General features: G+C 39.2%; 12 protein-coding genes. 7 read left to right on the forward strand and 5 right to left on the reverse strand.

All coding sequences use genetic code 11. The annotated features are described in order from the left end of the window. Window positions 1-32: 32 nt before the first annotated feature. Window positions 33-1,874, reverse strand: coding sequence for a choice-of-anchor I family protein (locus FTV32_RS12770; RefSeq protein ID WP_257227632.1), 1,842 nt, complete (start codon window positions 1,872-1,874; stop codon window positions 33-35). Between the two features lie 163 nt (window positions 1,875-2,037). Between FTV32_RS12770 and mdtD the strand changes: the two genes are divergently transcribed. From mdtD to FTV32_RS12795, 5 genes are all read left to right on the forward strand, one after another. After that, window positions 2,038-3,429: a multidrug transporter subunit MdtD gene (mdtD, locus tag FTV32_RS12775; protein ID WP_180028855.1), complete on the forward strand. Its 1,392-nt coding sequence runs from the start codon at window positions 2,038-2,040 to the stop codon at window positions 3,427-3,429. Between the two features lie 88 nt (window positions 3,430-3,517). Continuing rightward, entirely contained in the window at window positions 3,518-4,282 is a 765-nt protein-coding gene (locus FTV32_RS12780) for a GH25 family lysozyme (RefSeq protein ID WP_180028856.1), read from the forward strand. Between the two features lie 99 nt (window positions 4,283-4,381). Continuing rightward, window positions 4,382-5,392, forward strand: a complete 1,011-nt coding sequence (locus tag FTV32_RS12785; RefSeq protein WP_180028857.1) for an MBL fold metallo-hydrolase — start codon at window positions 4,382-4,384, stop codon at window positions 5,390-5,392. 42 nt (window positions 5,393-5,434) lie between these two features. Then, window positions 5,435-6,496: a DNA polymerase IV gene (gene dinB, locus FTV32_RS12790; protein WP_180028858.1), complete on the forward strand. Its 1,062-nt coding sequence runs from the start codon at window positions 5,435-5,437 to the stop codon at window positions 6,494-6,496. Between the two features lie 364 nt (window positions 6,497-6,860). Next, window positions 6,861-7,214: a RidA family protein gene (locus FTV32_RS12795; protein WP_180028859.1), complete on the forward strand. Its 354-nt coding sequence runs from the start codon at window positions 6,861-6,863 to the stop codon at window positions 7,212-7,214. A 44-nt stretch (window positions 7,215-7,258) separates the two neighbouring features. Here FTV32_RS12795 and FTV32_RS12800 read toward each other — a convergent pair whose 3' ends face one another. Together FTV32_RS12800 and FTV32_RS12805 are read right to left on the reverse strand one after the other, a co-directional pair. Further along, window positions 7,259-7,804 carry a DUF2726 domain-containing protein gene (locus FTV32_RS12800; RefSeq protein ID WP_179998914.1) on the reverse strand — a complete coding sequence of 182 codons (546 nt, stop codon included), beginning with the start codon at window positions 7,802-7,804 and terminating at the stop codon, window positions 7,259-7,261. 429 nt (window positions 7,805-8,233) lie between these two features. Then, on the reverse strand, window positions 8,234-10,630 hold the full coding sequence (locus FTV32_RS12805) for a YgiQ family radical SAM protein (protein ID WP_180028860.1): 2,397 nt from the start codon (window positions 10,628-10,630) through the stop codon (window positions 8,234-8,236). A gap of 326 nt (window positions 10,631-10,956) precedes the next feature. Here FTV32_RS12805 and FTV32_RS12810 point away from each other — a divergent pair, with 326 nt between their 5' ends. Both FTV32_RS12810 and FTV32_RS12815 read left to right on the forward strand, forming a co-directional pair. After that, a complete protein-coding gene (locus FTV32_RS12810; RefSeq protein WP_373683358.1) occupies window positions 10,957-11,982 on the forward strand; it encodes an alpha/beta hydrolase in 1,026 nt (341 codons plus the stop codon). Window positions 11,983-12,471: 489 nt separating this feature from the next. Then, the gene (locus FTV32_RS12815; protein WP_180028861.1) at window positions 12,472-13,014 is read left to right on the forward strand and encodes a type 1 glutamine amidotransferase domain-containing protein; all 543 of its coding nucleotides are present in this window, start codon (window positions 12,472-12,474) and stop codon (window positions 13,012-13,014) included. Between the two features lie 41 nt (window positions 13,015-13,055). On the opposite strand, the gene FTV32_RS12820 is transcribed toward FTV32_RS12815, so the two are convergent. Continuing rightward, complete coding sequence (locus tag FTV32_RS12820) at window positions 13,056-13,367, reverse strand: ankyrin repeat domain-containing protein (RefSeq protein ID WP_180028862.1); 312 nt, start codon at window positions 13,365-13,367, stop codon at window positions 13,056-13,058. Window positions 13,368-13,398: 31 nt separating this feature from the next. Continuing rightward, a complete protein-coding gene (locus FTV32_RS12825) occupies window positions 13,399-13,908 on the reverse strand; it encodes a hypothetical protein (protein WP_180028863.1) in 510 nt (169 codons plus the stop codon). Window positions 13,909-14,131 lie beyond the last annotated feature (223 nt).

The following is a 14,131-nucleotide window of genomic DNA, read 5'->3' on the forward strand; positions in this document are numbered from 1 at the left end:
GCTCTTTTATCATACATCTACACAATCAGGCTCTATTTCAACGTGATCTGATACGTTGCTGTAGTACCACTGACTTCATTCCCTACAATCAGTAAAGGCATACCCGTTGGAGATTCTTTTGCGGAAACAAAGGTTAATCCTTCAGGACCTAAGTCTCCTGCCTGACCTGCCTCGATATCGGCAGTGGTTGCATCAAGTTTTCGCGAATGAATATATTGCACAAATTGGGGTTGGGCAGGATTGGAGATGTCATATACCATCACGCCTCCAACTCGTTCTAAACCAATAAACGCATAAGTTTTCTGGCCGATTTGACCGATCACCACGCCTTCTGGCTCTGGTCCCTTATTGTCACTACGATTATCGCCCCCTGCTTCTTCATGGTTTGCATTAAAGATCTCAGGATGGTGCTGAGCAATATATTGTTCAAAATCTTCACCCGAATCCCAAACCAGCTCTAATCCTGTTTGAGCATCATTTTCTGTCCAAATACTGACAGATCGTGCCCCGAAGCTATATAAATGATCATAAACTAAATTGCCTCGAGCATTGAGTTTAGGTGTGCCATCAGTATTCTTTTGATAACCTTCAGTCCAAGTGATATTCAAACGGCCAAGCATCTTGTCTTCACGGCATCCTTTAGCATCTCCATCGATCGCTCCACAATATGCAAAATGCAGAGGATTCAATTCAGCACCTTTCGCCAGTGCTCGTAACTGTGGTGGCAGATCTTCCCCTTGCCGTCTATCGAAACCATCTTTATGGACTAGATGCTTCACACGCCATTCTTCAACAAAACCCTTTTTAATATTACCTTGAGCACTCGGATTATCCTTTAATTTTTCTCCCCAATATTCAGGATCATCTTCACCCCAAGCACGAGCATCCCCTTCATTGGCAGTGACAATATACGTTTTACCATTGACTTCGTAACTTGAGATCGCATCTGGCATATATAAGCCACGAACATGCTGCCAAGTTTGAATATTGATCTTCGCAAGACCATTTTCACCATCGGCATCACTGACATCTAAACCATGACCTTGTAAGCCATGATCTTTAAAACCGAGCGGATAAACAGCCATGACTTTGGCATTTAAAACATCCACCTTAGCTAAGGCATTATTTTCCTGTAATGCGACCCATGCAATTTTGCCATCTGCGCTGAGTGTGATGTATTCAGGTTCAAAATCTTGCGCTACTGTTGCATTTGGACCATAAATTCGCACACCTTGATTACGTAATAGCTGTGCTTGACTGTTAAAGGCTTTGAAGTCAGCTGTTTTTGCAACTGGTTTGTTCAAATTTGAGAGATCAATGATTGAAATCGAACCTTCGGGATCAATCGCATAATCATGAGATGGCTCTCCTTCATTCGCCACCAATAAGGTTTTACCATCTGCACTAAAGGTCAGCATATCGGGTAGAGAACCCACTGGAACTTGGGCAATAAAGCTCGAATCATTGGCATTAAAAAGTGCCACGATTCCTGGATCTGTTTTATCTTTGGCTTGTACAGCCAAGGCAACAATTCCATTTTTTACAGCAACACTATTTACTTCTGAGTCTGTTAAATATGATTTAGCATCTAAAGAGCCAATCCATTTAGGTTGCTGAGGTTGGCGATAATCAAAAATATCAACCACGCCTTCTTTTGCGTTTACAACAAACAATCTTTGGCTTTGTGCATCATAGGCAGGTATCTCTGCTGCGCTGACCGCAAAACCACGACTTTCTGTACGACTGAGATAGTTGAGTTCAATCGATTCAGGCGTAATATCTGGTACTGATGTGATATTGTTAGTGTCATCATTACATGCCCCTAGCCCCAATGCACACATTGCGATCACAAGTGCGTTAGACTTTAGCTTCATTTTTTTAATCGTCTTATGATGTTGTTGGCAACACTCTATGACCATGCGATGACAATGCTGTGACCATTAGATTGCAATTTTGTTGCAAATCCTTCGTAAATAAACCACAAGTGATACTGAGAAACTGTTTTAAAATATTAACTTACTAATATGATCCTACAAGATGAGCAGCACAGCACACCAACCCTTACAGCCTGAGTTTAGATTATTGGTGTTTTTGGTCTCGATCGGCTTTTTTATGCAAGGTCTAGACACAACTATCATCAATACTGCGATTCCTGCAATCGCTCATCACCTCAATGAAGATCCTCTACACATGCATAGTGTCGTGGTGGCTTATGTATTGTCAGTCGCAGCCTGTATTCCACTCAGTGGTTGGCTGGCTGACCGATTTGGTGTCCGAAATGTTTATTTTTCTGCAATTATCATTTTCACTTTGGCATCGCTTGGATGTGCATTTTCTTCTAATTTAAATGAGCTTTTATTTTTCCGAGTGATTCAAGGGATTGGAGGTGCTTTACTGCTGCCAGTTGGGCGTCTTGCAATGTTGAAAATCATTCCTAGAACGCAATTCCTTGCAGCCATGTCTCTGATGAGTCTTGCAGGTCTGATTGGCCCCTTAATCGGTCCTACTCTTGGCGGATGGCTAGTGGAGTACGTAACTTGGGAGTGGATTTTCTTAATTAATATTCCTATTGGACTCATTGGAGTTTTTCTCACATTTAAAGCCATGCCAAATGTGACCGAGACCCATGTTGCTAAATTTGATTTTTTTGGCTTCTTGTTATTAGTCATCGCGATGGTTGGCTTAAGTTTAGGGATTGAAAATTTTGCTAGCCCCTATCTTCCACTATGGTGGAGTATTGTTCTTATTGTGTTTGGTTTATCTGCAAGTGCTTGGTACATGGTGCATGCCCATACCCACCAAAATGCTCTATTTCGTGGGAAACTATTCAAAAATCAAATTTTCGCGATTGGTATTGTAGGCAACTTTTTTGCCCGCTTAGGCGGCAATGCGATGCCTTTTCTTATCCCCTTAATGCTACAAGTTGCTTTTGGTTTTGAACCATTTATTACTGGTTTACTTATGATTCCAACGGTATTGGGTTCACTGGCATCAAAACCGATCATTCGCCAAATTATTCAACGATTTGGGTATCGTCGGGTGTTATTAGTCAATACCTGCCTTATTGGCTTATGTATTGCAAGTTTTGCCCTCACCTCAGCCGAAACACCTTTATGGCTAAGAACATTACATTTCTTCATTTTTGGTATGTTGAACTCACTGCAATTTGTTTCTATGAATACGCTAACCTTAAAGGATTTGCCTCAACAAGATGCTAGTAGTGGTAACAGTTTTCTCTCGATGATTATGATGGTATCCATGAGTATTGGTGTAGCGCTTGCAGGTACACTGGTCAATGTGTTCACCGCTTATCTTGGTACTGCACAAATGCAACAGGCCTTCCAATGGACATTAATTTTAATGGGCTCAATTAACATTATTACCATGTTTATTTTTTGGAAAATTCCGAAAGAAATGGACAATGATTAATGGATATGGATTCTAGATACTGTCGCTACCATTTACGTTTATTCGCGTTATGATATTAATCATATTTCGCACCAATCTTTAAGTGCTCATGAATTCAAAAAATAAGCAGCATATCTATTCGCAGAAGATTATCTTGTGGACTTCCCTTTTAGGTGCAGCCCTGATCGCACTCTTAGTCGGATTATTGAGCTTTTTCTTTTTGCCGTTTCAACCAGCAACAGCTCAAGAATATCCAATCAAAGGATTTGATGTCTCACATCATCAAAAAGAGATTCGCTGGTCGCAAATTCCAAAAAAGGAATATCAATTTGTCTACCTCAAAGCAACAGAAGGTGGTGACTTTAAAGATCGAAAATTTCAGGATCATTGGCTTAAAGCACGCGAGCATGGTTTTAAAGTCGGAGCGTATCATTTCTATCGACTTTGCCGTGATGGAAAAGTTCAGGCATTAAATTTCATTGATTCTGTGCCACGTAAAGAAGATGCCCTTCCCCCAGTCATTGATTTGGAATACGACAGCAATTGCATCAATACCTATAGCAAAGAACAACTGTTATATGAAATCGATGTTATGCACGATTTGCTGCATCAACATTATGGCAAACAACCTATCTTTTATGTTTCTAAAGCCTTCTATAACATCGTACTTGCGGGTGCTTTTACGAATACCCCACTCTGGGTACGTGAATACACCGCTCAACCTGAATTAAAAGACAATCCAGATTGGATCTTTTGGCAATACACCAATAAAGGTAAAATTAAGGGTATTTCTACACCAGTGGATTTGAATGTATTTAATGGCGATCAAAACGACTGGATAAAATTTCTAAAATTAAATCAAATTGAGCCATAAATCTTAAGGAGTCAGTACGTTACAACTAAAGAGATCTAACAAAAAAATAGAGTGCAACTGGGCTCAAGCAAGCGAGTTACGCTTTATAAGGATGACATGATGTCGCTTAAAAAAGGGATTTTAACAGTGGTTGGTCTTTTGGCTGTCACGCTCATGGCTGCGTTTTTTTATTTATGGCAACCATCAGGAAAGCTCTCCGAATTTAATCAATGGAAGGCTAAAATAGACCAACCCGTCAGTGAACAAAAATTAAATGTTCGCTTTTTTGGCGTTTCCACATTGCTATTTGATGATGGTAATTCACAAATTCTAATTGATGGTTTTTTTAGTCGACCGTCTCTCATGACCATTGCTTTACAACGCCTTTCCAGTGATCAAACACTGCTTCACAATATGATTCAGGACCATGAGCTTAAACGCCTCAAAGCCATATTGGTGACCCACAGTCACTATGATCATGCTTTGGATATCTCAGTACTCGGAAGTTCACTCCCCAAAACTCACATCATTGGTTCGTTGAGTACATTAAATATAGCACGAGGCGGCAAAGTGCCTGAGCATCAATTGAAACTGGCTGTGCCTTTTCAAGCACTACAATTGGGTGCATTTCGTATTACGCCTATTCCCTCACAACATACGCCACCTACAGCAGTGAACAATGATTTAGGTGAAGAGATTCTGCATCCACTGCCTCAGCCAGCACGTTTTTATGAGTTTAAAGAAGGCGGTAGCTTTGACTACTTGATTGAGCACAATAATCACAAAATTTTAGTTAAAGCCAGCACAGGTGCACTTCCTAATCAATTTCAGAAGTTAAATGTAGATGTCTTGTTTTTAGGAATTGCTCAGCTTTCAAAACAATCACCCGAGTTTCAACAGCAGTATCTCGCTGAAACCATTGATCAGTTACAACCGAAAGAAGTCATACCAATTCATTGGGACAATTTCTTAAAACCACTTTCACAGCCTTTAGAATTTCTACCACGAATAGCAGATCATTCTCCGAAAAGCCTACAACTCGTGATTGATCATGCACAGCATCAAGGTCGAAAGGTGACTTTACTGACGGAGCATTACGCATACCCAATAACCAGCTCAACGACGCCTTAATTATGGGTTAAAATTAAGGCATCTCATGATTGATTGAACATTTTGCGAAAGATAATTCATATCGATATGGATGCTTTCTACGCTTCTGTGGAGCTTAGAGAGCGTCCAGAATTACAACACTTACCTGTGGTCATTGCATCTCATCACCCACGGGCCGTCGTTGCAGCAGCATCATACCCAGCTCGTGAGTATGGCTTACGTTCTGCCATGTCGATGACACAAGCTAGAAAACTTTGCCCACAAGTGATCGTCATTGAGCCAAATTTTTCTAAATACCAACATGTTTCAGCTCAAATTCATAAGATATTTCAAAAATATACCAGCATCATCGAACCCTTATCGCTGGATGAAGCATATTTAGATGTGACTGAAAATTTACAGCAGATCCCAAGTGCCACTGAAGTTGCAATGTATATTCGTGATGAAATATTTCAGCTTACTAGATTGACCGCCTCAGCAGGCGTTGCACCAAATAAGTTTTTAGCCAAAATTGCATCTGATTGGAATAAACCGAATGGCATTTGTGTGATCAAACCCAATCAGGTGCAACAGTTTATCTATGATCTTCCACTCAAAAAAATCCCTGGTGTAGGAAAGGTCACACAGGAAAAATTAAAAGCTTTGCAACTCGAAACACTTGGGGATTTACAGCAGGTGGAAGAAAAATTTCTCACTCATCATTTCGGAAAATATGGCAAACAATTATTTCTCTATGCTCAAGGGATTGATGAGCGACCTGTTCAAAGCGAACGCCAAAGACAGCAAATTTCTAAAGAAACCACGTTTGATGAAGATCTTTTTTTAAACCAATGTGATCAATTTTGGACTTCACTGCTTTCTCGTGTTTGGCAAAATCTTCAAAACAAGGAAATGATCGCTAGAGGTATCAGCGTCAAACTCAAACTTAAAAATTTTCAAGTTTTACAACACTCTAAAAGCTTTAAACAACCTTTCAATCACATAGAGGATTTGCAACTGGCACTCAAATTATTGTTAATGGAAATGAATATTCCTGATGAATATCAGTTTAGACTCATTGGTGTTGGGGTGTATCAACTTTCAGAAAAACAACAAGACACGCAACTCAATTTATTCGGATTGTAAATTTCGTCTAGTTTTCATGCAAAAGAACAAAATTAAGTCAATTTTTTTCGCCTTTTTTTCCTTTTTAGAGTAATCTAATCGCGCAATACATTTACCCATGTGTCTGCTGAGATGTTGTTAGAAGACCTATATCTAACACATTTGTCCTGTGATTGGCGTGACAATCCATCCGAATATTACAGGGCACTCTAATCTGAATGGGTACAATGTCTTTTTCCTCCAAATATTTCTGATCTCCTCCCATAAAAATAAACTTTCAGAGATACAGCAATTAAACCGAATTCATAGTTCCAATTCCCCTATACTTTCTAAATCCTATACTGCGTTTCATAATCTATATTTATATCTATAAGGGATGAGTTTTATGTCTGTTCAACGTTTACACGTTCAAAAACGTTTTTCTGAGGTTGCTATTTTTGGTCACTTCGTTCATCTGGCAGGTCAGTTAGCAGAAGATACGTCTCTCGACATTCGTGGACAGTCACAACAAACCTTTGACATTATTGACCGTTTATTGGCTGAAGCAGGTACAGATAAAAGCCATATCATGTCTGTGACAATTTATCTAAAAGATATTGAAAAAGATTATGCAGCATTCAATGAAGTTTGGGATGCATGGGTTTCTGATATTCAAGCTTTACCGCGTACATGCGTAGAGGCCAGACTGTATCATCCCGATGTTCTTGTTGAGTTAACGGTAATTGCTGCGAAACCTTGATTAAAAAAAGCATGCCTGAGCATGCTTTTTTATTTCAAAGATGATTAGCTAAATGCGCGAATATCTGCCAATCGCCCAGCACTATACTTTTCTAATTTATGCTCAATCACGGATTCATCTCCCCATTCAATTGGCATTTCCTCAGTGTATTCATCCAAAAAATCACGTCTTAACTGCACATATTCTGGGACAGCATGGTAAGAGATCACTTTGTATCCCGCTGTTTCAAGTAATGCATTTTGAAACTGTAAAGTATGTCCACGTTTGAATGAAAATTTATCTTCTAAACTGACAATGGCAAGTACTTTACAATCCTTATTCATCACCACAAAATCAGCAAACATTGACTCATATTTACGACGTGTACGCGGTAACTTTGTGGTCAGTAAGGCGTCAAAAGAGACATGTGCCAAAATATGCGCATTTGGCATGATTTCTTTAAGACGATTGAAAGTTACTTGCTGATAGGGGCTAAACACTGCTCTTTGACGGAGCATGCTATCAGAGGGTTGTTGATGCTTTAATCCTTTATAAGCAATGAACAACACCACAGCGAGTATGATCACACTCGCGATGATCATGATATCCATGACTAGTATCCTTATTTGAATTCTTATCGTTAATTTCTTTTTTAAACTACTTCAAAAAAACACAACTTTTATTATTGTTTCATTATGCTGATGTTAAACATCGCATAGTCCAAGTGAAAAGCGCTTCAGACCAAGCATATATTAAACATGTTCTGCACTTATTGGCTATAGTTTAAAACATGAACCACATCACACTATTACATAATTGTTGGACAATGATGAAAATTTCATTTGATGATAATACAATATCACCTGAAATGAAAAACTCAAAACCTCACTAAACTACTAATTTAAATGATTATTTTAAAATAAAAAAGAGACTTACCCAAATCAAGCCCAATATTCCGATAAAATGAGCATTATCGAAAATATTGTATAGAAAATGTTCAAAAAAGGACGCCGCAGCGTCCTTTTAAAAGAAATTATCATTTATGCACGAGACTTGGGTTTGGATTTACCCTTAAGTTTCCCCTCGCCAAAAGGTTTTTTGCGATCTCCAGTCTCACGTGGTGGCAAACCAGTGTGCTGTGTCAAGATTTGGCCTTTCTTCGGACGATTATTTTGTCCTTGGGATTGACCACGATTAGCGGTTTGACCCGTACGTTTTTGTGAATCACCTGCAACAGTTGAATTTTTCTTACGTGCAGATTGATATTGACCATCCGTGCCCTGAGGCTGATACGTCGGAATCAAATGTTGCTTAGAATTACCAATTAAGTCCTGACGACCCATTTCTTTCAAAGCTTCACGCAGTAAAGGCCAGTTATTTGGATCATGGTAACGTAAGAAAGCTTTATGTAAACGGCGGCGTTTTTCACCTTTTACAATGTCGACATCTTCAGTATAACGTGCCACTTTCGCAAGCGGATTTTTACCGGTGTAGTACATGGTGGTCGCAGTTGCCATTGGTGATGGATAGAAGGTTTGTACTTGGTCAGCACGGAAACCATTCTTTTTCAACCAAATTGCAAGGTTCATCATGTCATAATCGGTTGTACCCGGATGTGCCGCAATAAAGTAAGGAATCAAATATTGTTCCTTGCCTGCTTCTTTACTGAAACGATCAAACATCTGCTTAAAGCGATCATAAGTCCCGATACCCGGCTTCATCATTTTATTGAGCGGACCTTTTTCGGTATGTTCAGGTGCAATCTTTAAGTAGCCACCGACATGATGCGTGACTAATTCTTTCACATATTCAGGGTTCAATACTGCAAGGTCATAACGTAGACCCGAACCAATCAAAATCTTTTTAATACCCGGTAAAGCACGAGCTTTACGATATAACTGCGTAAGAGGTGCGTGATCAGTATGCAAGTTTTGACAAACACCTGGGAACACGCACGATGGCTTACGACAGTTCTTTTCAATTTCTGGATCTTTACAGGCCAAACGATACATATTGGCTGTAGGACCACCTAAGTCCGAAATAATGCCTGTAAAGCCCGGCGCCGTATCACGAATCTTTTCAACTTCACGTAAGATCGATTCTTCAGAACGGTTTTGAATAATTCGACCTTCATGCTCCGTAATCGAACAGAAGGTACAACCACCGAAACAACCACGCATGATGTTCACAGAGAACTTGATCATGTCAAACGCTGGGAAACGCGCATCGCCATAAGATGGATGGGGTAGACGTGCATAAGGCAAGTCGAACACATAATCCATTTCTTCTGTGGTTAGTGGGATTGGCGGTGGATTAATCCAGACATCACGCTCACCATGCTTCTGCACAAGTGCGCGCGCATTCCCTGGATTGGTTTCTAAATGCAAAATACGGTTGGCATGGGCATACAGCACTGGATCATTAGCAACTTCTTCAAAAGAAGGCAGACGAATCACAGCCAATTCACGTGGTGGCAACTTATGCTTAATTGCCTTAGAGGATGGCTGTAACTGAACGATTTGTGTATCTGCATCCAAATTGTCACCTTCACGTACAATTGGATTGGTGACCACTTCTTTTTGGAAATTCTGGTACTGGCTTAAACTGTTACCTTTGTCTTTTTCAATTTCACAACCATCAATATCTTCGGTCATCACATACGGATTGATGATTGGATCAACACGACCAATGGTATCGACATCATTTGATGCAATTTCCACAAATTTGGCTTTCGCCGCACGATTGTGTTTATTGATAATAAATGCTGTACCACGGACATCAGTAATCTCGTGAATTTTCTCACCACGTGCCAAACGATGCATCACTTCAATGATCGAACGCTCACCATTACCGTACATTAATAGATCTGCTTTTGAATCCATTAAAATAGAACGACGAACTTTGTCAGACCAATAGTCATAATGCGCGATACGACGTAATGAACCTTCGATACCGCCTAGCAGAACAGGAACATCAGGGAACGCTTCACGACAACGTTGACAATAGACTGTTGCTGCACGGTCAGGACGTTTATTCGGTTGGTTATCTGGAGAATAAGCATCATCTGAACGGATCTTACGGTCAGCCGTATAACGGTTGATCATAGAGTCCATGTTACCTGCCGATACGCCCCAAGCAATATTTGGTTTACCAAGTACACGGAATGCTTCAACATTCGTCCAGTCTGGTTGGGCAATAATACCAACACGGAAACCTTGCGCTTCAAGCACACGGCCAATGATACCGGTTACAAATGATGGATGATCGATATAAGCATCACCACAAACAAAAATAAAGTCACAACTATCCCAACCGAGTTGGTCCATTTCCTCGCGTGACATCGGCAAAAAAGGCGCGGGTTCAAAACAAGACGCCCAATATTTGTCGTAATCAAACAACGCTTTTGGCGCAGTCTGAGCGGTATAAGCAGTAGACATGGCTAGCAATTCTCGGCTGGCAGATGGAAGATCAAAAAATAGATCAAAGATGAAAGCCGATCATTTTACCATGAATTCAACTCAACTTGCTTGATTAAAAAACAATCAAATACAACTGCTTAAATTTTCTATTCATCACTGATGACCTAAGACCTATTTCTGTACATTTAACATACAACCAAATCTAAACAAAAAATAATATGCATTTAATTTCAGTAACTTGAGCTTAGCAATTGACTCGATTCCTTTACGACTGATGATTTGGGTAATAAACAAAGTTGCTTTTCATTTTTATAGTGTTTGAAAAAAACGAAAGGCGTTTAATCGTGCTCAAAATAATACTCACAACCGTTGCCACCATGATGGCTTTATTAATTTCTAATTTGGCTTGGACTCAAACTAAAATTCCACAGTCTTACCAGCAACAAGCAGCTTGGCAACAATTACAACAAAGACTCCCTTCGAAATTTCGACTCAATGACCAAAACAAACCACATGAGTACTACTGGAGTTGGAATGATTACCGTGTACATGTCGATGCTTATCCCAATACTAAAGCGCCAGCCAAAGTCATTTTATTACATGGCGTAGGTACAAATGGTCGTCAGATGAGTTTAATTCTTGGGCGTCCACTTGCCCAAAAAGGGTATGAAACCTTCGCATTGGATTTACCCGGTTATGGTCTGACGCAATACCCTTCAAAAAAAGAAATTCGTTATGATCATTGGGTGAAATTGGTCAATGATTTTGTGAACGAACAAGCGCAAAAAGATGATCGTCCTATTTTCCTTTATGGACTCTCAGCAGGTGGAATGCTCACGCTACATGTGGCCATGCAGAATCAACATGTCGATGGCATCATCGGAATGACCTTTCTCGATCAAGAATTTAAAGACGTTCAAAAAGGAACTATGCGTTTTAGTGCTCTAAGCCCTGTTCTTTTGCCGAGTATGAAAGCAGTAGCACATACCCCTTTGAAGCAAATCGCCTTACCTATGTCCTTGGTCTCAAAGATGTCAAAACTCACCAATGACCCTGAAGCCTTACGCATCATGCTGGCTGACAAGACATTCGCAGGTAATAGCATGAGCGTGGAGTTTTTAAACAGCTATATGCATTACCAAAAACCATATCCTTTGACTCAGTTTAATCAAGCACCTGTGTTACTGACTCAACCTGAACAGGATCAATGGACTCCTTTAAAATTGAGCCAACCTGTTTTGAAACAGTTGAAAGTACCTTATCGTGTGATGACTTTACAAAATGGTGGGCACTACCCTGTTGAGCAACCTGCATTAGATCAGCTGGTAAAATACAGTGATCAATTCATTCGTGAAAATATAAAACGCTAAATTGATCTATTGAGCGATAAATGAATCACTTAGACAGTTTTGTAAGCATTTTCCTACAATCATCTCTTCTATTGTCGGCTATGCATATCAACGTCACTGCACTATTCTTAAACCATCAGGAAACAGGAAGTTTCCCAAACAAAAAACAACAATAATAAGTTTGAGCATCAGGACGTGAGGTACGACAGGAGTTATACCTACAAGCAGCCGATACGAAGAAAAGCCCATCAGGAAGATGGGCTTTTCTTTTTCTTACACATAGAATTTTTTAAGCACACTACACGTTGTCACGCTTGTAAAACAATTATTCATCATGCTTTTTCGCTTTCACAACACTTTCATGAATTCCATTTGTTAATTTTAAAGTGTGTCACGCAACAACTCTGACTGTAATTTCCAAAGTGCAAGCGACTTATGCTGTTCCTACAAGACGGAATAGCCTAGTGCAAACCGCTTACATACAAAATTTTAAAGATTGAGGATGTGAACATGGCAAAAGCTTTATTTATTACTGCAAATTTTGGTGTTGAAAAAGATGAATTAATCAAACCCTTAGCATTTTTAAAATTAAAAGGGATTGAAACCTATCATGCTGCTGAAGAAAAGAAATCTGTTCAGACTGTGGTTGGGGATCAAGAGCCTTCAGATCAAGTTCAACCTGACATAAGCTTTGATGAAGTCAATGCAAACGACTATGACATCCTGATTATTCCTGGGGGAACGGTGAATGCGGATAACTTGCGAATTCATCCACAGGTTCAAAAATTGATTCAAAGTTTTGCTGACCATCAAAAACCAATCGCAGCTATTTGTCATGCGCCTTGGACATTAATTGATGCGCAACGTATCAAAGATAAAAATCTGACGTCTTATAAGTCAGTAAAAATTGATTTAGAAAATGCAGGCGGTAAATGGGTCGATGAAGAGGTGCATCGTTGTAATACTGGCGGCTGGCCGCTCATTACATCTCGTTGTCCTGATGATATTCCTGCATTTAATGAAGCCATTTATAAAGAATTGACGCAGTCTTAAACGATTAAAACCCCTTTTTTTGGGGTTTTATTTTGCATGTTTTACAGACTTTTTAAGTAATCTACAATTTCTTGCTCGCCTGCCATTTCAGCAAGTTCTAAAGCTGTAAATTGACCTTTGTAAGCTACATTTGCACCTTTTGCGACTAGCAGTTGTACTACATCTAAGTACCCGTTCTCTGCAGCTGCTTGAAGTGCGCTATAACCTTCATCATCAATTTGGTTTACATCAGCTCCGTTATTTAAAGCTGTTTCAACTTCTGTGATTTCGCCTAATGAAGCCCAATAGATGAGTTCAGGAAGATGAAGTTCGCTATCATCTTCAGGGAGTGGGGAGAATGAATTGAGTTTCATAATATATTCCTAATCAAGATTAATCAGAATTTTAGGCTAAGTCTTGCGAAATATATTCTATTTCATCTGCTTCGAATTCAGAGATTTGTTTTGTCTCTACCCCAAATTTATACCGTGGATGCCCTTTAAAGCAATAAATGGGATTTCTTTCTTTTAAATAACGAATTTGGTCAAAATCTTCTTTGCTTAACCACACAGAAACAGCACTTCCACCAGATCTTCTAATTCCAACTAGATTACTATTAGGATAGAACTTGTATACACTTCCTTTTATTTCGTTATAAGCTCCTAGATAATATTCATCTTTAATAGAAGCTAAATAATCTTTAGTATTTGAATCAAATGCAGCTATAGTTTCACGACCTAATAAAGGTGAACCTATACTAATCCCCTCTACCCCACCAATAGTATCAACTCTATTTACAATATTTGCGACCTCTGTATGAATTGAACCAATAAAAATTTTTTTATTATCGTCTTTTTCTTTTTTTAATCTATCAATTACATCACCAGTATAATATCCAACTATGCCAGAAATCACATAATCAAATGCTTTTTTTAAAACATCATTAATATTAGGATCAGAAATTAAAGGAACTAAGGCAAATAAATCTGATCCCTTTTTTCTAGAGCCTAACGGCTTTGTTGCACAAACCTAGCATCAAAAGCTTATTCAGCAATATAATTTCAAAATGAATAAGCCTGCCTCTAAAATCTACCGTACAACCAATTGGTCATCCTATAACCGCGCCTTAATTAACCGA

This window comes from Acinetobacter sp. YH16032, assembly GCF_013417345.1.
GTDB lineage: Bacteria > Pseudomonadota > Gammaproteobacteria > Pseudomonadales > Moraxellaceae > Acinetobacter.